Source organism: Acidovorax sp. GW835-FHT14G06, from assembly GCF_058793595.1.
On sequence record NZ_JBXAGA010000001.1, the window covers coordinates 64237 to 88149 of the forward strand.

15 protein-coding genes and 1 pseudogene are annotated in these 23913 nt (G+C 63.0%); 3 read left to right on the top strand and 13 right to left on the bottom strand.

Annotated features, from left to right (window positions below; all coding sequences use genetic code 11):
• Positions 1-86 precede the first annotated feature (86 nt).
• The gene (gene dnaE / locus AC1Q64_RS00305; protein ID WP_492250040.1) at positions 87-3620 is read right to left on the bottom strand and encodes a DNA polymerase III subunit alpha; all 3534 of its coding nucleotides are present in this window, start codon (positions 3618-3620) and stop codon (positions 87-89) included.
• A gap of 209 nt (positions 3621-3829) precedes the next feature.
• Here dnaE and AC1Q64_RS00310 point away from each other — a divergent pair, with 209 nt between their 5' ends.
• The gene (locus AC1Q64_RS00310; RefSeq protein WP_291436464.1) at positions 3830-4627 is read left to right on the top strand and encodes an outer membrane protein assembly factor BamD; all 798 of its coding nucleotides are present in this window, start codon (positions 3830-3832) and stop codon (positions 4625-4627) included.
• Here AC1Q64_RS00310 and yoaA read toward each other — a convergent pair.
• Positions 4590-6662: a DNA repair helicase YoaA gene (gene yoaA / locus AC1Q64_RS00315; protein WP_492250041.1), complete on the bottom strand. Its 2073-nt coding sequence runs from the start codon at positions 6660-6662 to the stop codon at positions 4590-4592. The two genes, AC1Q64_RS00310 and yoaA, sit on opposite strands and share 38 nt — an antisense overlap.
• Positions 6662-6865 carry a YdcH family protein gene (locus tag AC1Q64_RS00320; RefSeq protein ID WP_146870768.1) on the bottom strand — a complete coding sequence of 68 codons (204 nt, stop codon included), beginning with the start codon at positions 6863-6865 and terminating at the stop codon, positions 6662-6664. Before AC1Q64_RS00320 ends, yoaA begins: the two co-directional genes overlap by 1 nt.
• Positions 6866-6972: 107 nt before the next feature.
• On the opposite strand from AC1Q64_RS00320, the gene AC1Q64_RS00325 reads away from it, so the two are divergent.
• Entirely contained in the window at positions 6973-7779 is an 807-nt protein-coding gene (locus AC1Q64_RS00325; RefSeq protein WP_056063373.1) for a PP2C family protein-serine/threonine phosphatase, read from the top strand.
• A gap of 132 nt (positions 7780-7911) precedes the next feature.
• Here the strand turns inward: AC1Q64_RS00325 and AC1Q64_RS00330 are convergent, their stop codons facing one another.
• The 5 genes from AC1Q64_RS00330 to AC1Q64_RS00350 form a co-directional block, all read right to left on the bottom strand.
• Entirely contained in the window at positions 7912-8607 is a 696-nt protein-coding gene (locus AC1Q64_RS00330) for a hypothetical protein (RefSeq protein WP_492250042.1), read from the bottom strand.
• Positions 8604-9701 carry a cell division protein ZapE gene (gene zapE, locus AC1Q64_RS00335; protein ID WP_492250043.1) on the bottom strand — a complete coding sequence of 366 codons (1098 nt, stop codon included), beginning with the start codon at positions 9699-9701 and terminating at the stop codon, positions 8604-8606. The genes AC1Q64_RS00330 and zapE overlap by 4 nt, the downstream gene beginning before the upstream one ends.
• A gap of 80 nt (positions 9702-9781) precedes the next feature.
• Positions 9782-11209, bottom strand: coding sequence for a dihydrolipoyl dehydrogenase (lpdA, locus tag AC1Q64_RS00340; RefSeq protein WP_492250044.1), 1428 nt, complete (start codon positions 11207-11209; stop codon positions 9782-9784).
• Positions 11210-11299: 90 nt separating this feature from the next.
• Positions 11300-12568, bottom strand: a complete 1269-nt coding sequence (odhB, locus tag AC1Q64_RS00345; protein ID WP_492250045.1) for a 2-oxoglutarate dehydrogenase complex dihydrolipoyllysine-residue succinyltransferase — start codon at positions 12566-12568, stop codon at positions 11300-11302.
• A gap of 51 nt (positions 12569-12619) precedes the next feature.
• A complete protein-coding gene (locus AC1Q64_RS00350) occupies positions 12620-15499 on the bottom strand; it encodes a 2-oxoglutarate dehydrogenase E1 component (protein ID WP_291436449.1) in 2880 nt (959 codons plus the stop codon).
• A gap of 243 nt (positions 15500-15742) precedes the next feature.
• Between AC1Q64_RS00350 and AC1Q64_RS00355 the strand changes: the two genes are divergently transcribed.
• Positions 15743-16807, top strand: a complete 1065-nt coding sequence (locus AC1Q64_RS00355) for an AI-2E family transporter (protein WP_492250046.1) — start codon at positions 15743-15745, stop codon at positions 16805-16807.
• 409 nt (positions 16808-17216) lie between these two features.
• On the opposite strand, the pseudogene AC1Q64_RS00360 reads toward AC1Q64_RS00355, so the two are convergent.
• From AC1Q64_RS00360 to imuA, 5 genes and pseudogenes are all read right to left on the bottom strand, one after another.
• Positions 17217-17544, bottom strand: a pseudogene (locus AC1Q64_RS00360) (integrase core domain-containing protein); the annotation flags it as partial.
• A gap of 41 nt (positions 17545-17585) precedes the next feature.
• Positions 17586-17936, bottom strand: coding sequence for a hypothetical protein (locus AC1Q64_RS00365; RefSeq protein WP_492250047.1), 351 nt, complete (start codon positions 17934-17936; stop codon positions 17586-17588).
• A complete protein-coding gene (locus AC1Q64_RS00370; protein ID WP_492250048.1) occupies positions 17937-21200 on the bottom strand; it encodes an error-prone DNA polymerase in 3264 nt (1087 codons plus the stop codon).
• 19 nt (positions 21201-21219) lie between these two features.
• On the bottom strand, positions 21220-22806 hold the full coding sequence (locus AC1Q64_RS00375) for a DNA polymerase Y subunit UmuC family protein (protein WP_492250049.1): 1587 nt from the start codon (positions 22804-22806) through the stop codon (positions 21220-21222).
• Positions 22769-23659 carry a translesion DNA synthesis-associated protein ImuA gene (gene imuA, locus AC1Q64_RS00380; protein ID WP_492250050.1) on the bottom strand — a complete coding sequence of 297 codons (891 nt, stop codon included), beginning with the start codon at positions 23657-23659 and terminating at the stop codon, positions 22769-22771. The genes AC1Q64_RS00375 and imuA overlap by 38 nt, the downstream gene beginning before the upstream one ends.
• Positions 23660-23913: the final 254 nt, after the last annotated feature.

Consider the following 23913-nt stretch of genomic DNA (forward strand, 5'->3'; position numbering starts at 1 on the left):
GAACAGGGTGCCACTGCAGGAGAAGCTGGTTGTTGACCAGGTATTTTTCAACCCGGGGGTTCCAGAAACTTCCGCAGGTAACTCAATCACTCGTACACCACATTGGCGGCTCCTGCCCCCACTTGGGCTGTCCATGCCGCCAGGGCTGCATCACTAGGGTAGAAGCGTGCGTTCTCACCCAGCTGCAACTCTGCCACTGCAGCAGCGTCGTCCGACTCGCAGCGCACGCCCATGCGCACGCGCAGTCCGTGCACCAACTCTCCCTCGGCGACCTCTTCGCGCACGGGCGGAAACTCGCGTACCAGGCGCGGCACGTCCGGCACTTTTTCGCTCACGGTCACATGCAGGTATTTGCCAAACCGACAACGCGCGCCCGCCAAGTCCCATACCTGCTGCACCTTGACGCGCAGGCCACCGCTGAAGTGGTCTAGCTGCAACCGCCCCATCATCACTACAAACTCATCTTCCTTGAGCTGATTGCGGTAGGTGTTGAGCAACGCCTCATCGGCAGAAGCCTCAATCACGGCGGACTTGTCGTCCAGCTTGAAGAGCCCCAGCCTGCCGCGTTGCCCGTTAATGACCCGAAAGTCGCTGATGATGCCGGCCAGCACCTGGGGCTCGCGGCTGTCGAGCAGCTCATCGATCTGGGTGCGTACAAAGCGGCGCACCTCCGTGGCTACTTCGTCAAACAGATGGCCGGACAGGTAGAACCCGACGGCGGTCTTTTCCAGTGTGAGCCGCTCCTTGATGCCCCATGGCGTTGAGTCGACCAGATCGGGCTCCTGGGTGCTGGAGCCATGGGCATCATCACCCATCATGTCGAACAAACCGCCCTGGTTCACGTTGGCGAGTGTCGCGGCTGCAAAGTCAAAGGCCCGATCAATGGATGCCACCAGAGCCGCCCGGTTGAGATGGATCGAATCAAAGGCCCCTGCCTTGATCAGAGCCTCGACCGTACGCTTGTTCATGCGGGCCTTGTCCACGCGCACACAGAAATCAAAAAGGCTCTTGAAGGGCCCCTTGGTCGAGCCCTGAGGTCCTTCACCTCGCCCTTCACGGGCGGCAACGATGGCTTCGATCGCTTGCTGGCCCGTGCCTTTCACAGCCCCCAGGCCATAACGGATGACTTTGTCGGTGACTGGCTCAAACCGATAGAAACCCCGATTCACATCCGGTGGCTCGAACGACAGGCCCATCTTTTGTGCGTCTTCGAACAACACCTTGAGCTTGTCGGTGTCATCCATTTCCACCGTCATGTTGGCGCAGAAGAACTCGGCCGTGTAGTGCACCTTGAGCCAGCCGGTGTGGTACGCCAGCAGGGAGTAAGCAGCGGCGTGTGACTTGTTGAAGCCATAGCCCGCAAACTTCTCCATCAAGTCGAACACCTCGTCGGCCTTCTCCTGACTGATGCCCTTCTCGGCCGCGCCCTTGCGAAAGATGGCACGGTGCTCGGCCATTTCCTCGGCCTTCTTTTTACCCATGGCACGCCGCAGCATGTCGGCGCCGCCCAGGCTGTAGCCGCCCAGCACCTGGGCGGTCTGCATCACCTGCTCCTGGTACACCATGATGCCGTAGGTCTCGGCCAGCACCGGCTCCACCAGCGGGTGGGGGTAGATGACCTCTTCCTTGCCATGCTTGCGGTTCACAAAGCTGGGAATCAGGTCCATAGGGCCCGGTCGGTACAACGCATTCAGGGCAATGAGGTCTTCCAGCCGGCTGGGGCGCGCCTCTTTCAACATGCCCTGCATGCCGCGGCTTTCAAACTGGAACACTGCTTCGGTCTTGCCCTCGGAGAACAGGCGGTAAGTGGGCCCATCATCGAGGGGGATATTCTCGAACGCAAAGCTCTCCTGGCCCTTGTGGCGCTTCATGATGAACTCGCGCGCAATCTCCAAAATGGTGAGTGTGGCCAGGCCCAAGAAGTCGAACTTCACCAAGCCGATGGCTTCCACATCGTCCTTGTCGTACTGGCTCACCGCAGACTCGCTGCCCGGCTGCTGGTAAAGCGGACAAAAATCGGTGAGCTTGCCGGGTGCGATGAGCACGCCCCCGGCATGCATGCCGATGTTGCGCGTCATGCCTTCGAGCTTTTGCGCCATCTCGATGACGGTCTTGACGTCTTCTTCCTTGCGCACGCGCTCGTAGAGCATGGGCTCCAGCTCCAGCGCATAGTTGTTCTTGTCGCCTTCCTTTTTCACCTCGGGCGGATAAGCCAGGGTGTAGGACATGCCGGGCTTGCCGGGCACGAGCTTGGAGATGCCATCACAAAATGTGTAGCTCATGTCCATGACCCGGCCCACGTCGCGGATTGCCGCCTTGGCGGCCATCGTGCCGAAGGTGGCAATCTGGCTCACGGCATTCTTGCCGTACTTGTCCTTGACGTAGTCAATCACCCGGTCGCGATTCGACTGGCAAAAATCGATGTCGAAGTCGGGCATCGACACGCGCTCGGGGTTCAGGAATCGCTCGAACAGCAGGTTGTATTGCAGCGGGTCCAGGTCAGTAATCTTCAGTGCATACGCAACCAACGAACCAGCGCCAGAGCCACGGCCCGGCCCCACCGGGCAGCCGTTCTGCTTCGCCCACTGGATGAAATCACCCACGATCAGAAAGTAGCCCGGGAACCCCATCTTGAGGATGGTGCCAAGCTCGAACTCCAGACGCTCGACATAACGCGCGCGCTGCTTCTCCCGCTCGGCCTCGTTAGGGAACAGGTGCTTCAGGCGATCCTCCAGCCCCTCGAACGATGCATACCGGAAATACTCGTCGATGGGCATGCCGTTGGGCGTCGGGAAATCTGGCAGCTGTGGCTTGCCCAGCACCAGGGTCAGATTGCAGCGCTGCGCAATCTCGACTGTGTTGGCGATAGCCGATGGCAGGTCGGCAAACAAGGCCTCCATCTCTGCCGAAGACTTGAAATACTGATCGCGAGTGAACTTGCGTATCCGGCGCGGGTTGGCCAGGATTTCTCCCTCGGCGATGCAGATGCGCGCCTCATGCGCCTCGTAGTCATCAGGCTCGGCAAACTGAACGGGGTGGGTCGCCACCACCGGCAGGTTCAACCGGGCAGCGAGCTGAGCGGCTGCCACCACATGGGCTTCATCGTCGTTTCGGCCGGCCCGTTGCAGCTCGATGTAAAACCGGTGCGGAAAAATACCCGCCAAGCGCAACGCAATGTCGGCGGCACCTGACTCATCCCCCTTCATCAGCGCTTGCCCTACAGGGCCCGCCTGCGCGCCAGACAGGGCAATCAATCCCTCTGACAGCTCTTCCAGCCACGTCCAGGTGCTCAGCGCTAGGTTCTTGACGATATTGCGCGTCCAGGCCCGGGCCAGCAGCTCCGACAGATTCAGATACCCCTGGCGACTCTGCACCAGGAGAATAAGGCGCGATGGGGCGCCTCCCGCCTCGCCTTCAAGAAAGATTTCTGCACCCAAGATGGGCTTGACTCCTTTACCCCGCGTTTCCTTGTAGAACTTGATCGCCCCAAAGAGGTTATTGAGATCGGTGATGGCCAGAGCGGGCTGGCCGTCCTTGGCGGCCGCTTTGGCCACCTCGTCGATGCGATTGGTACCGTCAACGACGGAGAACTCGGTGTGCAGGCGCAAATGAACAAACATGCAGGCATTGTAGAAACCCTGGCGACTCGCCTACTGGACTTGCGTCGGCAGCGCCTTGGCGCTGCTGGCGCCACCAGTACAATGCTTTTTCGTGCCTGAAATGGCGCCGGAGGCTTCCGTGACGAGTACGCCGAGCGCACTCCCCTACGGCTAAACCCCCAGGCCTTTCTTTGTGCACCTTTTTCCTTCTTTGCTGAAAGCTGCTTGCGATGCTGCGTGCCCCACTGCCCCTTGTTTCCGCCCTGCTGCTGGCTGGTTTGCTGGTGGGCTGCTCCAGCACCACAGTTGATAAAACGGCTGGCTGGAGCCCCAATCGCATCCACTCGGAAGCCCAGGACGAAATGAACAGCGGGGCGTATGACAAGGCCGTTCCTCTGCTGGAAAAGCTGGAAGGCCGTGCGGCAGGCACGCCACTGGCACAGCAGGCCCAGATTGACAAAGCCTATGCCCACTACAAGGCGGGCGAAAAGGCGCAAGCCGTCGCAACGCTGGACCGCTTCATGAAGCTGCACCCTGCCAGCCCTGCATTGGACTATGCGCTGTACCTGAAGGGCCTGGTCAACTTCAACGACAACTTGGGCCTGTTCTCATTTATCTCGCGCCAGGATCTTTCAGAGCGTGACCAAAAGGCGGCCAAAGACTCCTTTGAAGCATTCAGCGAACTGGTCACACGCTTTCCTGAGTCCCGTTATGCGCAGGACTCGCGCCAGCGCATGACCTACATCGTCAACTCGCTGGCCCAATATGAAGTGCATGTGGCGCGGTACTACTTCCAGCGTGGCGCCTATGTGGCTGCCATCAGTCGCGCGCAGGTCGCATTGGCAGACTACCAGGGCGTGCCCGCGCTGGAAGAGGCGTTGTACATTCTGATCCAGTCGTACGACGCGCTCGGAATGACCCAGCTGCGGGACGATGCACGCCGCGTGATGGACAAGTCCTACCCTCAAAGCACCTATCTGAATGGCGGCTTCAAAGGCAAGTCGGATCCGTGGTGGAAGGTTTGGTAAGCGCCATCAGCGTAGACTCAAACTCTTCGGGCGATTCCAGCCTGCGCATGGGGGGCAAAGCTGCCAGCAAGCGCTTGCCATAGCCCATCGTGATGAGGCGCGTGTCGCCCACCACCAAAATACCCCGATCCGCTTCATGCCGGATCAAACGCCCGGCACCTTGCTTAAGTGCCACCGCCGCCTCTGGCAGAGCGTAGGCAGTGAACGCTTTGCCACCGGCCATTTCGATGTGTTGGGTGCGCGCCTCCACCAACGGATCTCCAGGGGGCGGAAAAGGCAGCTTGTCGATAACCACCAGTTGCAGAGCATCGCCTGGCACATCAAACCCCTCCCAGAAGGAAGCCGAAGCCACCAGCACACAACCCGGCCGCCCGTGCGATGCCCCCTCGCGAAAACGCTCCATCAGGCGCCGCTTGGGCCACTCGCCCTGCACCAGCACCTCCAACGTGCCTGAAGCCTGCCAACGTGCTTTGAGTGCGTCGCCAATGGTGCGCAAGGCCTTGAGCGTGGTGGTCAGCACCAGCGTGCGCCCGCCCAGCGGGTCAGCGGCCAGTGCAACCCAGTCCGCCACACTACGGCTGTGGGACGGATCTGCAGGCGACGGCAACTGGCGCGGCACATACAAAGCCGCCTGCCGCGCATAGTCGAAGGGGCTGGCCACCCGAAGGATGCGAGCATCCGTGAGCCCAGCCCGTTCGGTGAACCAGGTCAACGCCTCGTCCGCACCGAGGGTCGCAGAGGTGAAAATCCACGCCCTGCCCGCGTTTGCGCTAGGCTCCTCGGGCCACGCTTCGCCGTCCGAGCTTTCAGCGGGCGACGCCAGAATCCGGGTGCGCATAGCGTCTGCAATGTCCAGCGGAGACTCGATCAGACGCAACTGGTTGCCCACATCGAGCCAACGCACCGCATCGGCCTGGCACGGGCCTGAAAACCTGGCGAGCCGGGCCAATAGTGCACTGCCCCGTTCGTACAGGCGCTCCAGATCGGGGGACATTTCGCTCACGGTGTCCAGGGCCTCCAGCGCCTGTGCACACGCCGAGGCCAATGCGCGCAACGCGGATTGCCATGCAGCGCCCGAGACACCTTCGGGAGCCTCCTCCGTCCAGCGCAATCGGCCCCCTGCTGAAATTCCATTCAGCCCCTGGAAAGCAGCGGTGCCCACGGCCAGACGGAGGTCCCGAGCAGACAACTCCAGAAGCTGCGCCAGACCTGTCCAGTCAGCCAGACCGCGCGCATGCTGCAGCCCGGCTGTCAAAATGTCGCGGGCAAAGTCCATCCATTGCCCCGTAGAAGTCTGCGTACCCAAGAACTGCACGCCTGTCTCATTGATCTGGTGGGCCTCATCGAAAACCACCACACGCACCGTCGGCAGCAACTCGGCCATTCCCGACTCACGCACAGCCACATCGGCAAAGAACAGATGGTGATTGATGACCACGATATCAGCCGCCAGTGCCTCGCGCCGAGCGCGATGGACATGGCATTCCCGAAAACGGGGACACGACGAGCCCAGGCAGTTCTCACGCGTCGAGGTGACCAGCGGGATCACTGGCGAGCGCTCATCCAGTCCCGTCAACTCCGCCAGATCGCCCGATACGGTGTGACGCGACCAGTCTTCCACCTTGGCGAGCACACGCGCCAGTCCGCGCTCCTCGGCCAGAACATCCAACCGTGCCTGCTCCATGCGGTGCAGGCATAAATAACTGGCGCGCCCCTTGAGCAGGGCCATGCGGACAGGCAGCCCCAGGATTTGCGCCAATCGGGGCAGGTCTCGAGCAAACAGCTGGTCTTGCAAGGCCTTGGTCGCCGTGGACAACAGCACGCGCTCGCCGCTAAGCAGTGCCGGAACCAAGTACGCGTAGGTCTTGCCCACTCCCGTGCCCGCCTCCACCACCAGCGCACCACCCTCGACAATGGTTTGCGCCACAGCAATGGCCATCTGGGTCTGACCGTCGCGCGGTTGAAAATGCCCATCCGCACGTGCCAGCACACCATCGGGGGCAAAGACTTCCGGCACCATCGCCACCAGCGACATCAGGCGGGCTCTTGCGGTTGAAGTTGCCGCTCCAGCCGCTCCATCGCGTCACGCAACACGAGTCGGCGCTTTTTGAGACGGCGCAGGGTGAGTTCGTCGGGTGCCGCTTCGGGCGTGCACCGGTCGATGAGGGCGTCGAGATCGGCATGTTCCATGCGCAGCTCGATCAACTGACGGTGGGGAGAGTGCAGGCTGGGTTTCAAGGCAGGAGGCCATGGGCATGGCAAAAATGCCACAGGCGGGCGGATAATACGCGCTTGGCCCGCTTTCCACGACAGGCGTTCGCATGGGCGCCCCCACAATCTGCAGCATGACCAAAGCGTTTCGCCTCATCGCCTCCACCGGCATCCACAAGGGTGACCGCGAATACCAGCAAGACCAGGTGGCCCTGATCTCCCACGAGCGGCACAACGGCTGCGTTCTGGGTGTGGTTGCCGACGGGATGGGCGGGCGCAGCGGGGGGCGCAAGGCATCAGACCAGGTCATGATGACAGCACGACAACTGTTCGAGCGGTACTCGCCTGACACCGATGACCCGGTGGCAATGCTCAAGAACATGGTTGAAGAGGCCCACATCGTCATCCGGTTGACGGCCATATCGGCAGAGCAAGAACCCCACAGCACCATTGCGGCGTTTCTCATCAATCCCCGGGGCGACTGCCATTGGGTGCATGCGGGCGACTCGCGCATTTATCACTTCCAGGGTTCCCGGCTGGCGTTTCGCACCAGCGACCACTCCTATGTGCAAGCCCTGGTGGACCGGGGAGAGCTGACGGAAGCCGAGGCCAATAACCATCCTCATTCCAACATTCTGGTAGGTTGCCTTGGCACAGAGAGCGACCCGCCCATCACTACCCACGTCATTCCGCAACTTCAGCCGGGTGATGTCTTGCTGGCCTGCAGCGACGGGGTTTGGCACTACTTTTCTCCCACCGAACTGGCATCGGTGGTCGATTCGCTGTCGCCCCGCGAAGCGACGGAGTTCCTGATTGAAAAAGCCCGCTCCCGGGCACGCGGAGGCGGCGACAACCTGTCGCTGGTGGTCGTCAAGATCGAAGCGCTGGCCGAAGAGAAAAAGATTGCACGCCTGACGCCGCTGGACACGGGTCGGCCCTGAGGGCATTGTCCGCACCACCCATCGGTGTATCGACGGGTGAGCGCGAACCCATCGAGAAACAGCAGGTGGTCCCTACCACTCTATCGGCAGCCACTCAGCCACTGATTGCTTGGCTCAGCGGCCCTTCCAAACTCAACGAGGCGCAGAAGCAGCAGGCGCTGGCAAGGGCGCTGCAGGCTTGCGGCCCTGAGCCAGGGCATCGGCTTGAGATTTTTCGATCCGCACGCGACGCTCCTGCGCCGCCTGGAGCGCCTGGGCATGTTTGGCGCGCGACTGGGCCGCGCGATCGGCGGTCGCTGCAGCGCGGGCGGCCTGTTCACTGGCCTGAACCTGGGCACGGCTAATTTGTTGCTGCGCGCGTTGGTGTGCGTCCTGGTCCCGCTGTGCCTTGGCAACATCCGGATCGGCGGATGGCTTGCGAACCTGCGCGTCAGCGCGTTTGCCTGCAGGCGGTACGGCCATTTGTTTGTCTTCAATGGCCCGCAGACGCTGTGCGGCTTTCTCCCTGCGCTCGGCATCATTGAGTTCAATTTCCTGCGCACGCAATCGGTCATGGGACTCCCGTGCCTTGGCACGTACGCCGCGCAAGCAATCCTCCACTGCAAAGCGTTGGTAGCACACCGCCTCATCCTGCTGCCGCCGGGCCGTCAGTGCCTCGCGCTCCACTTTGATTCGGTCACGCTCCACTTTGCGATGCGCAGCGGCCGACGAGGATGCGGGATCTACTTCCACCCCCGTCGCGGCGCAGGCCGGGGCGACCAGCACAGGCGCTATTGCGCCTGCCAGTGCCAACACAACCGCAACCAGTCTCCCTTTGGTCCTGCTCATGTCAGCCCCGTATCCACGGTACGACGCTCCAGCGCCAGGAACTCCTTCGACTGCATCTCGTTGAGCCGGGACACCGTGCGCGGAAACTCGTGGGCCAAAGGCCCTTCGGTATACAACTGCTCGGGCGGCACAGCCGCCGACAGGATGAGTTTGACCCGGCGGTCATAGAGCACATCCACCAGCCAGGTAAAGCGCCGCGCAGGCGACGCCATGCTCACAGGCATGTAAGGAACATCGGACAGCAACACCGTGTGGAACTGCGTCGCAATTTCCAGGTAGTCATTCTGCGACCGAGGACCACCACACAGTGTCTTGAAGTCAAACCACACCACCCCGCCTGCCTTGCGGCGGGCGCGGATCTCGCGCGCCTCGATGTGCAGCACGGGGTCTTCGTCGTGCACTTCGGCGATTTGATCAAACGCCTGGTTCATCTCGGCATCCGCCTCTGCGCCCAGTGGCGTGTGATAGAGCTTCACGTGCTCCAAGGTACGCCGGCGGTAGTCGGTGCCGTTGTCCACGTTGACCACTTCCAGCCGCTCGTTGAGCAAGGCAATGGCGGGCAAGATGCGGTCGCGATGCAAGCCACCGGGGTACAGATCGTCAGGCTTGAAATTGGAAGTGGTCACGAAGCCGACGCCGTTCTCGAACAACGCCACCAGCAATCGGTGCAGGATCATCGCGTCCGTGATGTCCGCCACATGGAACTCATCAAAACAGATGAGCTTGTAGCGTTTGGCAATGCGCTCGCCCAGCACATCCAGCGGATTGACCGTGCCCTGAAGGGCAGCCAGTTCGCGATGCACCTCACGCATGAATTCGTGAAAGTGCAGGCGCACCTTTCGCTTCAGGGGAACAGCGTCAAAAAAGCACTCCATCAAAAAGCTCTTGCCGCGCCCCACCCCGCCATACATGTAGACACCGCGGGGAATCTCCGGGCGGTTGATCAGCTTTTTGATCGCGTTAGAGCGCCGAGCCTTGTACTGGGCCCACTCGTCCGCACAGCGCTGCAGGGCTTCCACTGCTCGCAGCTGGGCGGGGTCGCTTTGATAGCCTTTGGCGGCCAGCTCGGCCAGGTAAGCCTGTTTGACGGTCACTTTGCGGATGCTCTGATACTACAAAAATAATAGCTACAGGCGCATGTAGATCATGTACCTGTAGCTGATTGAGGCCTAAATCAGAAGTTCAGCGTGCGCTTGTCCACCGCCAGCGCTGCTTCCTTGGTGGCCTCGCTCAAGCTGGGGTGCGCATGGCAAATGCGTGCGATGTCTTCGCTGCTGGCCTTGAATTCCATGGCCACAACGGCCTCGGAGATCAGCTCGCTGGCCTGTGGGCCCACGATGTGCACGCCCAGGATCTCGTCGGTCTCGGCATCCGCCAGCATCTTGACCATGCCGGTGGTGTCGCCCAGCGCACGTGCGCGGCCATTGGCCAGGAACGGGAAGCTGCCCGCCTTGTACTTGACCCCATCGGCCTTGAGCTGCTGCTCAGTGCGGCCCACCCAGGCGATCTCGGGGCTGGTGTAGATGACCCAGGGGATGGTGTTGAAGTTGACATGACCATGCTGGCCGGCAATGCGCTCGGCCACGGCAACGCCCTCTTCCTCGGCCTTGTGGGCCAGCATAGGGCCGCGCACCACGTCGCCCACCGCCCAGACGCCGGGCAGATTGGTCTTGCAGTCAGCATCCACCACGATGGCGCCGCGCTCGTCGAGCTGCAGACCCACCGCTTCGGAGTTCAGGCCAATGGTGTTGGGCACGCGGCCGATGGAGACGATGAGCTTGTCCACGTCCAGCGACTGGGCTTCTCCCTTGGCGTTGGTGTAGGCAATGCTCACACCCTTTTTGCCGGTCTTGATCTCGCCGACCTTCACGCCCAGCTCGATCTTCAGGCCCTGCTTGTCGAAGGCCTTCTTGGCTTCCTTGGCGATCTGCTCATCCACCGCGCCCAGGAAAGTGGGCAGACCTTCGAGGATGGTGACTTCAGCACCCAGGCGGCGCCAGACGGAGCCCATTTCCAGGCCGATCACGCCCGAGCCGATGAGGCCGAGCTTCTTGGGCACGGCGCCAACGCGCAGCGCGCCGTCGTTGGACAGCACCAGTTCTTCGTCAAACGGCGTGCCGGGCAGCGCACGGGCGTTGGAGCCGGTGGCGATGATGATCTGCTTGCCGGTCAGCGTCTCTTCAGCGGCACCTGCCACTTTGATCTCGTAGCCGCCTTCGGCAGCCTTCACGAACGAGCCACGGCCGTGGAAGAAGCTGACCTTGTTCTTCTTGAACAGGTACAGGATGCCGTCGTTGTTCTGCTTCACGACGGTGTCCTTGCGGGCAATCATCTTGGCCACGTCCATCTTGACGCCAGTGGCGGTGATGCCATGCTCGGCAAAGTGCTTGTTGGCATGCTCGAAATGCTCGGACGACTGCAGCAGTGCCTTGGAAGGGATGCAACCGACATTGGTGCAGGTGCCTCCGGGAGCAGGGCCGCCCTTGTCGTTCTTCCATTCATCGATACAGGCGACATTGAAGCCCAGCTGGGCGGCGCGGATGGCGGCGATGTAGCCGCCGGGGCCACCACCGATGACGATCACATCAAATTGTTTGCTCATGGGAAATCTCGTTCAGTCAGTTGGAGAAAGACCCACCGGCGGGCAGGACCAGAGGCCGGGCCACGCGGGTGGGTCGATACAGTCAGGGGATCAGATGTCGAACAGCAGGCGCGATGGGTCTTCCAGCGCGTCCTTCATCGCCACCAAGCCCAGCACGGCTTCGCGGCCGTCGATGATGCGGTGGTCATAGGACATGGCCAGGTAGTTCATCGGGCGGATCACGATCTGGCCGTTTTCGACCACGGCGCGGTCCTTGGTGGCGTGCACGCCCAGAATGGCCGACTGGGGCGGGTTGATGATGGGGGTGGACAGCATGGAGCCGAACGTGCCGCCATTGGAGATGGAGAACGTGCCACCGGTCATTTCTTCAATGCCCAGCTTGCCTTCGGCAGCCTTCTTGCCGAACTCGGCGATCTTCTTCTCGATGTCGGCGAAGCTCATTTGGTCTGCATTGCGCAGGATGGGCACCACCAGACCACGGGGCGAGCCCACGGCGATACCGATGTCGAAGTAGCCGTGGTAGACGATGTCGTTGCCGTCCACCGAGGCGTTCAGCACAGGGTACTTCTTGAGGGCATGCACAGCAGCCTTCACGAAGAAGGACATGAAGCCCAGCTTGGTACCGTGCTCCTTGGTGAAGCTGTCCTGGAACTTCTTGCGCAGGTCCATCACCGGAGCCATGTTCACTTCGTTGAACGTGGTCAGGATGGCGTTGGTCGATTGCGACTGCAGCAGACGCTCGGCTACGCGGGCACGCAGGCGGCTCATGGGCACGCGCTGCTCGGGGCGGCCGCTCAGGTCTTCCTTGCCAGCGGGCGCTGCCACCTGGGGCAGCGCCTTGGAGGGCACACCGGTGGGGATCACGCTGGGGGCTGCCACGGCGGTCTTGGCGCCACCGGCCACAGCGGCCAGCACGTCGCCCTTGGTCACGCGGCCATCCTTGCCCGAACCGGCCACGGCAGACACAGACAGGTTGTTGTCGGCCAGTAGTTTGGCAGCCGCAGGCATGGCCACGTCACCCTTGGAGCCACCGGCAGCAGCGGGGGCGGCAGCAGGCGCTGCTGCGACAACGGTAGCAGCAGCTGCTGCTGGAGCAGGAGCTGCCGCACCGGCCTTGCCTTCGGTGTCGATCTTGGCGATGAGCTGGTCGGCCACCACCGTGGCGCCGTCGCCCTGAACGATTTCAGCCAGCACGCCAGCGGACGGTGCGGGCACTTCGAGCACCACCTTGTCGGTTTCGATCTCGATCAGGATTTCATCCACCGCCACGGCCTCACCGGCCTTTTTCTTCCAGGTCAGCATGGTGGCTTCGGCCACGGATTCGGACAGCTGGGGCACTTTGACTTCTACGATAGCCATATCAATTCTTTCGGAATGGGGTTTTGTTCTGTTGTCGGGTCGCAACTGGCCTTACTTGGTCAGGACAAAACCCTTGAGCTTGGCAAACGCGCCGTCCACCAGCGCCTTTTGTTGTTCCTGGTGCAGGTGCGAGTAACCCACGGCTGGCGATGCGGAAGCAGCGCGGCCGGAGTAGCCCAGCTTCTGGCCTTCGAGCATGTTCTCGTGGATGTAGTGCTGCACGAAGAACCAGGCGCCTTGGTTCTGTGGCTCGTCCTGGCACCACACCACGTCGGTGGCGTTGGGGTACTTCTTGAGCTCAGCGGCAAACGCCTTGTGCGGGAAGGGGTACAACTGCTCGACGCGCAGGATCACCACGTCGTCGGCTTCCTTCTCTGCGCGCTTCTTCACGAGGTCGTAGTAAACCTTGCCCGAGCATGCGATCACACGCTTGACCTTGGCTGCCTTCTTGACGATGGATTCATCCTGCTCGGGAATCACCGTCTGGAAACTGCCCTTGGTGAACTCGGACAGCGGCGAGGTCGCATCCTTGTTACGCAGCAGCGACTTGGGTGTCATGATGATCAGCGGCTTGCGCAGATCACGCACCATCTGGCGACGCAGCACGTGGAAGATCTGGCTGGCCGTGGTGGGCTGCACGATCTGCATGTTGGCGTCGGCAGCCAGCTGCATGAAGCGCTCCAGACGGGCCGAGCTGTGCTCTGGGCCCTGGCCTTCGTAGCCGTGGGGCAGCATCAGGGTGATGCCGTTCACCCGGCCCCACTTCACTTCGCCGGAGGCGATGAACTGATCGATCACCACCTGGGCGCCATTGGCGAAGTCGCCGAACTGCGCTTCCCAGATCACCAGGGTGTTGGGGTCGTTCGATGCATAGCCGTACTCGAAGCCCAGCACCGCTTCTTCAGACAGGATGGAGTCGATGACCACAAAGGGGGCCTGGTTCTCCGCCACGTTCTGCAACGGCACGTAGGTACCAATGTCCCACTTCTCGCGCTTTTGGTCATGGATCACGGCGTGACGGTGCGTGAACGTGCCACGGCCGCAGTCTTCACCGGACAGGCGCACGGGATAGCCGCTGGCCACCAGCGAGGCAAATGCCATGTGCTCACCCATGCCCCAATCCACCGGGATGTCACCACGGCCCATGGCCGCGCGGTCGTCATACACCTTCTTCACCAACTGATGCGGCGTCACGCTCTCGGGGATGGTGGTGATCTTCTCAGCCAGGCGCTTCCACTCTGCCAGAGGAATAGCCGTGTCTCCAGCATCGGTCCACTTCTTGCCCAGGAACGGGCTCCAGTCCACCGCGTACTTGCTCTTGAAGTTGGTCAGCACGGGATCGACCGTGTGCTTGCCCGCATCCATAGCAGCGCGGTAGGCCTTGACCATGTCATCGCCCAGTGACTCGCCCAGACCCTGCGCTGCCAGCTTGTCGGCGTACAGCTTGCGTGTGCCAGGGTGTGCGCCGATCTTCTTGTACATCAGCGGCTGGGTCAGAGCCGGGGTGTCCTGCTCGTTGTGGCCCAGCTTGCGGAAGCAGATGATGTCCACCACCACGTCTTTCTTGAACTCCATGCGGAACTCAAGAGCGAGCTGAGTGGCCAACACCACGGCTTCCGGATCATCACCGTTCACATGCAGCACAGGCGACTCGATCATCTTGACGATGTCGGTGCAGTAAAGCGTGGAGCGGGTGTCACGTGGATCGGACGTGGTGAAGCCGATTTGGTTGTTGATGATGATGTGTACCGTACCGCCCGTGTAGTAGCCACGGGTCTGGGCCAGCGCCAGAGTTTCCTGGTTGACACCTTGGCCTGCAAAGGCTGCGTCACCGTGCACCAGCACGGGCAAAACCTGCTTGCCGTGTGGATCGGCACGGCGGTCCATGCGAGCGCGCACGGAGCCTTCAACCACGGGATTCACGATTTCCAGGTGAGAAGGGTTGAACGCCAGCGAAAGGTGAACAGGACCGCCAGGGGTGGTCACGTCCGAGCTGAAGCCCTGGTGGTACTTCACGTCACCCGCGGGCAGATCTTCAGGAGCAGTGTGATCGAACTCAGCGAACAGGTCCTTAGGCATTTTGCCCAGCGAGTTGACCAGCACGTTCAGGCGGCCGCGGTGGGCCATGCCGATCACGATTTCTTGCACGCCCTTCGCACCGGCGGACTGGATCAGCTCGTCCATGGCGGCGATGAAGCTCTCGCCACCTTCCAGCGAGAAACGCTTTTGGCCAACGTACTTGGTGTGCAGGAAGCGCTCCAGGCCTTCAGCAGCAGTCAGGCGGTCAAGGATTTGCTTCTTCTTGTCAGCACCAAAGCTGGGCTTGCTGCGAATCTTTTCCAGCTTTTCCTGCCACCAGCGCTTCTGGTTCTGGTCGGTGGCATACATGTATTCGGCGCCGATGGAGCCGCAATAGGTCTCGCGCAACGCATTGATCAGCTCACGCAATGTCATCGACTCTTTGCCGAAGAACGTGTTGCTGGTGTTGAACACAGTTTCCTGATCAGCATCGCTGAAACCGTAGAACGAGGGCTCCAGTTCAGGAATCGCGGGGCGCTCAGTGCGCTTCAAAGGATCCAGATCGGCCCAGCGCTGGCCCACGTTACGGTAGGCAGCGATAAGTTGCTGAACGGCGGTGCGCTTGCGGCCCAGCTCAGAGTCCGCGCCGGTGGCAACCACGACCTTGGTACCACCTTGCTTGGCACGCTCGGCAAAGGCATTGATGACGGGGAGGTGCGGGACGTCTTTGGCGTTGCTGCCATCCACTGCGGGAACGTGCTGCAGCGCATCAAAGTACTCGCGCCACGTATCGGGCACGCTACCGGGATTGGCGAGGTAGTTCTCGTACATCTCTTCGACATAGGGCGCATTGCCGCCGAAGAGGTAAGTGTTGCCTTGGTAGGCTTGATAGACGGATGTCGTATCGCTCATATTCCGCTGACCTCCGCTTTCCTTGGGAAAGCATTAGCTGGTTGAGAAACCTTCCGCGACACGGCTGAACCGGTTGGCGGATGCGACTGTGGCTGGGGAAGGGCCTTGGTACGGGCGCCATTGTGCCACCGAACCGAAGTCCGCCCCCAAAAAGTGGATCCAGGCCATCACTGCACGGCGCAAAAAACTGCACCGCTCAGCACCTCGCGTACATTGCAGGTATCCCATTGCAACCCCCACTCCATGCCGCATCACCAACTTCAGGACAAAGTCTTTTTGCTGCTGCTCGCCCTTGTCACCGTCGCGTTCGGGGCGATCCTGTGGCAGTTTCATGGTGCCGTTTTCTGGGGCGTCATCCTCGCCATTCTTTTTGCTCCGCTGCACCGCAAATTGCTGAGGCAAATGCCCAAGCGGCCCACACTGGCCGCACTGTGCACGCTCGGTTTGTGTCTTGTGGTGGTGATTTTGCCCATGACGGCCATCACGGTGTCGCTGATTCAAGAAGCCACCGCCATCTATGAAAGGGTGCGCTCCGGCCAAATCAATTTCGGGCTGTATCTGCAGCAAGTCATTGCCGCACTCCCCACCTGGGCTGCCAGCCTGCTCGACCGCCTGCAGCTGACCAGCGTGGGCGAGCTGCAACAAAGGCTTTCATCCTTTGCGGTACAGGCCAGTCAATTTGTTGCAACACAGGCGCTGAGCATCGGTCAAAACACCCTGGAGTTCATCGTCAGCTTCGGCATCATGTTGTATTTGTTGTTCTTCTTGCTACGCGACGGCGCCAGTCTGGCGGTGCGTATAGGCCAAGCCACCCCCCTGGAAGACACCCATAAGCGCCAGTTGGTCAGCAAATTCACCACCGTGATCCGGGCCACGGTCAAAGGCAACATCGTGGTGGCTGCATCTCAGGGTGCGCTGGGCGGCATGATTTTCTGGATTCTGGGCATTCAGGGACCGGTACTGTGGGGAGTTCTCATGGCCTTCCTGTCGCTCTTGCCGGCCGTAGGTGCTGGGCTGATCTGGGTGCCTGTGGCGATCTACTTTCTGGCTACGGGGGCTGTATGGCAAGGCGTGGTGCTGACTGCGTTCGGCGTCTGCGTGATCGGACTGGTGGACAACATACTGCGTCCCATCTTGGTAGGCAAAGACACCAAGATGCCCGACTACATCGTGCTGATTTCCACCTTGGGGGGCATGGCCTTGTTTGGCCTGACAGGGTTCGTGATCGGCCCGGTGATAGCCGCACTCTTCATGGCCAGTTGGGATCTTTTCGCGCCGCCGCCAGCCACAGATGTACCAACCCGGTGACGCCGGTACTATGAGTCACTCCGCGGATATCCATACTTCCGTCTACTGCGGGGTAAAGACAGTAGCAACTGCCGTAGACAACGCCGAGGAGATGCTCGGGCGCGCTCTTCAGGAACTCGCTGACACCTAGACGTAGTCCAGTAGATCGCTGGCCAGGATCGCTGACCTACTCATAGACCGACGCCAACTGCTACACATCCAGTCCCTGCAACGCAACCCAGAAACAACGCACTTCGCTGCCCTGTAAATTGCCGAGAAGCCGAGCCGTTGAGAGCTCCGAACACTTGACCAACGACATCGTCCTCGACTGCGCTCTGCATCACGAAAGCCAACTGACCTTGCCTCTGTGTAGTGGAGTTCTGAACCCACGGTTCACGCGGCATTTTTGCGCTGTGTGACCAGTCCTGAATTAAGTTGACGCCTGGGACGGTGATTCAAGTCGGCGAATACCGACCAAGGACGCGCAATGCACCGCATCGGGCGTTTGCATTTTCAACGATAGATGCGGCCGCTCGGCGTTGTAGATCTGGACCGACTGGCGCACCATATGCCGGGCCTGCTCCAGATCGGCGGGCCGCTGCAGCAGCAGCGCTGCTCTTGAGGATGCCGTTGACCCGCTCGGCCATCACATTCTGGTAGCAGTCGTAGCCGTCGGCTATCGAGCATTGCAGGCCGTGCCGATGGTGGATGGCCTGGTAGTAGCTTGAGTTGTATTGCCTGTCTCGGTCCCTGTGAAATATCAGCCCAGGTAGTGGACGGCGACGCCACCACGCCATGGTCAGCGCGCCCTTGACTGGGCTGGCCTGCATGTGCGACTGCAGGCTCCTGCCCCAACCTGACGGTTGAACAGGTCGATGACGGCGGCCAGGTACAGCCAGCCCTCGTCGGTGGCGATGTAGGCGATGTCACCACTCCAGCGCTGATTGAACTGCTCAGGGTTGAAGCGCAGCTGCAGCAGGTCCGCAGTCACCGGCAGGCTGTGGCGGCTGTCGGTGGTCACCACGAACTTGCGTTTCGTCTTGGCCTGGATGCCGTGCTGCGGCATGAGCTTACGAACCCGGTCTTTACCCAGCCGATTGCTGCCAATCAAGCCAGAGACGTCTGCCGTTTTGTAGCCCGCCAATTCCATTCAATGAAAATCCCGACTCCCCTGCAGTGCCTGCCCCATGCGGCCCAGCAGTGGTGTCAGGTCCTTGAAGCGCTGTGCCACCAGGTGGCGCACCACGGCCGTGCTGCCGGGTGGGCCGGCGCTGCATTGCCACACCCCTTCCACCGCCAGCAGTTGTGACCGCAGCAGCGCATTGCGCCACACATCCACCATCGCAGGCCAGACGATGACGTTGACGGGGCCGGTTTCGTCCTCCAGCGTGACGAACATGGTGCCCTTGGCGGTGCCAGGGCGCTGGCGCACGGTGACGATGCCACAGGCGCGCACCTTGCGGCCGTTGGCTGCGCTGTGCAGTTGCAGGGCGGTTTGCAGACGCCAGCGTGCTAGGCGGGGGCGCAGCAGGGCCAGGGGGTGGCGGCGCAACGTAAGACCGGTGGCAGCGTAGTCGAACAGGATCTCTTCCCCCTCTGGGGCCTCGGGCAGTTGCAGCGGGGCCTCGTGCACGGGCACATCGCGCCAAAGGGGTGGCGCGATGTGCTGTGCGGCGGCGTCCCACATCTGCTGGCGCCGGTGGCCCGACAGGCTGGCCAGGGCGTCGGCAGCAGCCAGTGCCTGCAGGTCTTGCTGGCTCAGTTGCGCACGCAGGGCCAGGTCTTCGGTGGTGACAAAGGCGGGGCCTGTGGCGCGGGCGTGCAGCAGGCGCTGGGCAGCGTCTGCGTGCAGACTGCCGACCAGCCGCAGGCCTAGGCGCACGGCGGGCTGCGGCAGCGGCGGCGTGCCCAGGCCGCGTGCGGGGCGCAGCGGCTCTGCGTTGCCCTCCAGGGTGCAGTCGATATCGCTCACGGTCACGTCGATGGGCAACACGCGCACGCCGTGGCGGCGGGCGTCCTGCACCAGTTGCGAGGCGCTGTAAAAGCCCATGGGCAACGAGTTGAGCAGCGCGGCCAGAAAACACGCGGGCTCATGGCACTTGAGCCAGCTGCTGGCGTAGGCCAGCAGCGCAAAGCTGTGGGCGTGGCTCTCGGGGAAGCCGTATTCGCCAAAGCCCAGCATCTGCTGGAAGATGGCCTGGGCAAACTCGGTGCGGTAGCCGCGCGCCTCCATGCCGCCGATCAGGGGGCGCTCGAACCGGTGCACACCGCCCTTGCGCTTCCAGGCAGCCATGGATCGGCGCAGATCGTCGGCCATACCGGCCGAGAACCCGGCGGCCACCATGGCGATCTGCATCACCTGCTCCTGAAAGATGGGCACGCCGAGAGTGCGCGCCAGGGCAGCCTCCAGCTCGGGTTTTTCGAGTTGCAGAGGCTCGCCCCTGCGCCGGCGCTCGCGCGCCTGCAGGTAGGGGTGCACCATGCCGCCCTGGATGGGGCCAGGCCGCACGATGGCGACCTCGACCACCAGGTCGTAGAACTCGCGCGGCTGCAGGCGGGGCAGCATGCTCATCTGGGCGCGGCTTTCGATCTGGAACACGCCCACGGTGTCGGCAGCGCAGATCATGTCGTAGGTGGCGGGGTCTTCGCGCGGGATTTCCTTGAGCCCCCAGCGCTCGCCGCGCAGGGCTGCGCGCAGGTTGAGGCAGCGGCGCAGCGCGCTGAGCATGCCCAGGGCCAGCACATCGACCTTGAGCAGGCCCATGTCATCGAGGTCGTCCTTGTCCCACTGGATGACGGAGCGGTCCTTCATGCTGGCGGGCTCCACCGGCACCAGCCGCGTGAGCTTGCCCTGGGTCAGCACAAAGCCGCCCACATGCTGGCTCAGGTGGCGCGGAAAGTCCTTCAGATCGGCCGCCAGTTCCAGCCACAGCCGGGCGGTGTGGCGGTGCAGGGGTGTGCCCAGGCTTTGCGCCAGTTCTTGCAGGCGGTCGGATGCAAATTCTTCGTCAAACCAGTGGTGGTCTTTGGCAAACGCATCGACCAGCGCGGGCGCCACGCCCAGGGCCTTGCCCACGTCGCGCAGGGCGCTGCGCGTGCGGTAGCAGGTGACCACGGCAGCAATGGCGGCGCGGTCGCGGCCGTATTTGTTGTAGATGTACTGGATGACTTCCTCGCGCCGGTCATGCTCAAAGTCCACGTCGATGTCGGGCGGCTCGCTGCGCTCCTTGCTGATGAAGCGCTCAAACAGCAGGTGGGATTGTTTGGGGTCCACTGCCGTGATGCCCAACACATAGCAGACCACCGAATTGGCGGCCGACCCGCGCCCCTGGCACAGGATGCCCACGCTGCGCGCAAACCGCACGATGTCATACACGGTGAGAAAGTACATCTCGTACCGGCAGTACGCGATCAAGTCCAGCTCCTTGCGGATCTGCGCGGCGATCGCCTCGGGCACTCCGTCAGGGTACAGGCCTGCCGTGTTGGCATCGACCAGCCAGGCCAGGCCCTGGGCGGGCGTCATGCCCTGGGGCACGGTCTCCAGCGGGTACTGGTACTGGATCTCACTCAGGCTGAAGGTACAGCGCCCGGCGACGGTGAGTGTGGCCGCCAGCAAATCGGGCGGGTAGAGGCCCGCCAGCCGCACGCGCTGGCGCAGGTGGCGCTCGGCATTGGGCTGCAGCGCAAAGCCGCACTCGGCCACAGTGCAACCGAGCTTGACGGCCGTGATCACATCCTGCAGCGGCTTGCGCGAGCGGGCGTGCATGTGCACATCGCCCGCCGCCACCAGCGGCAGATGCAGCGCAGCGCCCACACGCTGCAGCGTGGCCAGCCACAGACTGTCGTCGGGGGCCATGTGCAATTCGACCGCCAGCCACACATATTGAGCCGTTTGAGGGCCCAATTGGCTTGTAGCGCTAGTGATACATGCGCTGAGCGCTACAAAATCAGAAGCATCAAAGTGCTGGCGGCATGGCGCCAGCAGCAACTCGCACCCTTGCAGCAAATGCCAGGGGCTGCCCACACCCACGTGGTAGCGCCCCTTGGGTGCGGCGGCACGGGCGGCAGTGATGAACTCGCACAGGTTGCCCCAGCCCTCGGCATCGCGCGCCAGCGCCACCAGCCGCAGGTCGCCCCACAAAAACTCACTGCCCACGAGGAGATGCAGGCCACATTCCTTGGCCGCACCCCAGGCACGCACCACCCCGGCCACCGAGCATTCGTCCGTCAGCGCCAGCGCCTGGTAGCCAAGCTTGGCAGCGCGTGCCACCAGCTCTTGCGGGTGCGATGCGCCCCGCTGAAAGCTGAAATTGGACAGGCAATGCAGCTCGGCATAGTCTGGCAGCTCGGCAGCGCCCGCCAAGGGGCCTGGCACCGCAGAGGCCTGTGAAGGGGGTCGATGCGTCAAGCCCATGGACAACCGCCCTGCCCGCTTACCCAAAGATCCCGTGCAGAAACCAGCGGTGGGGGCGTGCCACCGTCGCCGTGCCATCCAGCGCAGGCGCCAGGCGCTCGCGAAACACCCACACCAGCCCCGCCACATTGTTGTGGGCTACGAAATAGTCGCGTAAGGCCAGGCCGGCGCAGGGGTGCGCCGGGTCCACCGCGTCGTCCGTGGCAGACCACCAGCCCACCTCAAACCGGTGGGGCCCGGCCAGCAGGCGCAACAAGCCGTGGTGGCAAGGCCGGTTGCCCTGCACTGCCAGCCGCCGGGGCGGGTTCAGCAGCCAGGTGGGTAGCAAGGGGGCATCTGGGGCAATGCCCTGCAAAACATCGTCCGCACGCGCAGAAGCAGGACTGGCGGGTGTACGCGTGGCAGCGGAGGGCGTACCCAGCATTTCGGTGGCCGGGCGCCATTGCTGCATGCGTTCGGGCCGGTGGTCGGCCAGCAGCACCGGGGCCACCACATGGTCGGCCCCCAGGCGGGCCGACAGGCGCTCCAGCAGTTGGTGCAGAGCCTCGCCTGGGGTACCTGCCGGATCGGCGCTGCCATGGCTTGCAAAGCTGCGCCCCCCCACCTCCCCCGGGGGCAGCAGGCTGGCACTGCGGTGCGGCAGCGGGGCCGCGTCGAGCAGTCGCAGCGTGATCTGGTTGACCGGCGCGGCCAGCGTGGTGCGCGCCAGGTTTTCGGCCAGCAAGCGCCGCAGGTGCGCCAGGTCGTGGGTGGCCTGGGCTGTGCGCACCTGCAGCGCCTGGGTGGGGGGCAGCACCACGCCATCGATGCGCCGCAAGTCGTGGCGCCATGCCAGCTCCAGCGCCAGTATGCCCTGCTGGCGCGCCTGCAGCCAGGCCTGCAGGGCCGTGAGGCTGCGGTTGGCGCTCCACAGCAGTGCGTCGGCCGACGCGGCCAAGGCGGGCAGCTCGGTGGTCAACACAAACTGCTCGGGCAGTTGCAGCCAGGCATGGGCTTCAGGGGCATCGCCCAAGGCCTGGTCCAGCACCCGCAGCACACCCGCCCCCAGGCGCCGCGCCACGCCCGCGCGCGGCAAGGCCCGCAGCGCCCCCCAGGTGCGGCACCCCATGCGCTCCAGGCTGGCCACATGGGGGCGCAGTGCTGTCAGCGTGTGCAAAGGCAGGTTCTCTGCCCTGTCCTGCGGCGGGCAGATACGCCCGGCCAACGCCATACGCAGCCTGGCCTGGGCGACCAGGGCGGTGGGGCCTGTGCCCCACACAGTCGGTGCGTGGGACAGCAAAGCCGTGGTCGATCCGCAGGAATGGACAGGGTTTTCAGTGCTGCTGGCGGCTGGATGGACAACGCTATGCCCTTCGCATGAGACGGACGCATCGGCCCAGGCTTGCAGCACCAGCGCCTGCAGCGCCTCGCGCCCGCCCCACAGGCGTTCGGTGGTGGACACTTCCAGCAACACCGCCTCGCCATCGGCCAGCGCCACACGCGGCGTAAAGCACAAAGCCCACCAGCCTGCGGCGGAGTTCAGCGCTTCGGTACTTCTATTGGTGTCTGTACCCGCCAAGGCGGTGGCCTCATCGCACCAGGGCAATGGCAGAGCGATCCAGTGCATGCCTGCTCCCTTCTGGTCTGCCCCCCGGTGCATTGCGCGCCAGCAGGGCACCGGAGCCCCCAGCCACCCGCATAGCCACAGCCTGGCGGCCCGCCACCAGGGCACTCGCCGCCTCCTGCGCCGCACGGCGCCGCTCGGCCTGTGCCAACAGCACCTGCGCCAGCTGAGGGTGGCAGCCCGGGAGATGGAGCACTTGCGCCAGCGGAGGCCCCCGGCGTTTGAGGATCTGCACCTGCATGCCAGGGGCTTCTGCGGCATCCCCTGGCAGGGCCAGCCCCTGCACTTGCAGCCGCAACTGGGCCGGCGACGCCTGAGACACCTGTGATGCGGGCCATGAGGCATCGACCGGACGAAACACCCACAACAATTGCTGCTGCTGGGCCGCCGCCCATTGCAACCGCCGCAGGGAGGCAGGCTGTGCCTGGGGCAGCCAGGCCATGACGGCCAGCACGCCTTGGCAGCGCAGTGACTGCTCGGCCGCCCACAAGGCGACCATGGGCGAGTCGGCATGCACCACACACACCCGCTCTGCCCGCAACCCCTGCGACTGCAGGGCCGGGCCAAAAGGCTCGCACGGCGGCGCCACCAGCACCACCGCCCCGCTCTGCCTGGCCGTGGCCTGCACCAGTGCGGGCAGCACCAGTTGCCATTCGTGCAAGCCCGCCAGAGGCTGAAGCACTTCGCTCAGGGCCCCCACGGGCCAGCCGCCACCCGGCAGCTGGGCGTCCAGCGCGGCATGGCCCGTAGGCAGGACGCGCTGCGTGCTTGTACCCAGCGCGTCGGCATGCCACACCCCAGGTACGGCAATCGGCAAATCGGACGCAACCCGCAAAGAGGGGTGTGGCGCAGGCATGGTGGTGGGAGAGGTTCAGTCAACACGAATACTGTAAATATAACCAGTATTTTGCCATATGGGGGAACCTGCGGGTGAAGCCTCACCAAAGAGGTCGGTCTGAGGGGATAGGCGCGCGCTGGCAAACGGCATACGCGTTCAGGGCAGCGCCGATGGGCGCCAGCAAGCACCGCCAGCGGCGGGGAACCACCGAAGGGGCAACCAGCGCACCGGCAGGATCGATATGGCCAGGGATGCTCTGCACGAATCATCGT

What these genes read in the sequence shown, in the direction of transcription:
- AC1Q64_RS00325 (WP_056063373.1), top strand. Translation starts at nt 6,973, where the DNA reads ATGACCAAAGCGTTTCGCCTCATCGCCTCCACCGGCATCCACAAGGGT.
- AC1Q64_RS00330 (WP_492250042.1), bottom strand. Translation starts at nt 8,607, where the DNA reads ATGAGCAGGACCAAAGGGAGACTGGTTGCGGTTGTGTTGGCACTGGCA.
- AC1Q64_RS00350 (WP_291436449.1), bottom strand. Translation starts at nt 15,499, where the DNA reads ATGAGCGATACGACATCCGTCTATCAAGCCTACCAAGGCAACACTTAC.
- dnaE (WP_492250040.1), bottom strand. Translation starts at nt 3,620, where the DNA reads ATGTTTGTTCATTTGCGCCTGCACACCGAGTTCTCCGTCGTTGACGGT.
- odhB (WP_492250045.1), bottom strand. Translation starts at nt 12,568, where the DNA reads ATGGCTATCGTAGAAGTCAAAGTGCCCCAGCTGTCCGAATCCGTGGCC.
- imuA (WP_492250050.1), bottom strand. Translation starts at nt 23,659, where the DNA reads ATGCCTGCGCCACACCCCTCTTTGCGGGTTGCGTCCGATTTGCCGATT.
- AC1Q64_RS00370 (WP_492250048.1), bottom strand. Translation starts at nt 21,200, where the DNA reads ATGGGCTTGACGCATCGACCCCCTTCACAGGCCTCTGCGGTGCCAGGC.
- AC1Q64_RS00355 (WP_492250046.1), top strand. Translation starts at nt 15,743, where the DNA reads ATGCCGCATCACCAACTTCAGGACAAAGTCTTTTTGCTGCTGCTCGCC.
- AC1Q64_RS00375 (WP_492250049.1), bottom strand. Translation starts at nt 22,806, where the DNA reads ATGCACTGGATCGCTCTGCCATTGCCCTGGTGCGATGAGGCCACCGCC.
- AC1Q64_RS00310 (WP_291436464.1), top strand. Translation starts at nt 3,830, where the DNA reads ATGCTGCGTGCCCCACTGCCCCTTGTTTCCGCCCTGCTGCTGGCTGGT.
- lpdA (WP_492250044.1), bottom strand. Translation starts at nt 11,209, where the DNA reads ATGAGCAAACAATTTGATGTGATCGTCATCGGTGGTGGCCCCGGCGGC.
- AC1Q64_RS00365 (WP_492250047.1), bottom strand. Translation starts at nt 17,936, where the DNA reads ATGGAATTGGCGGGCTACAAAACGGCAGACGTCTCTGGCTTGATTGGC.
- yoaA (WP_492250041.1), bottom strand. Translation starts at nt 6,662, where the DNA reads ATGTCGCTGGTGGCGATGGTGCCGGAAGTCTTTGCCCCCGATGGTGTG.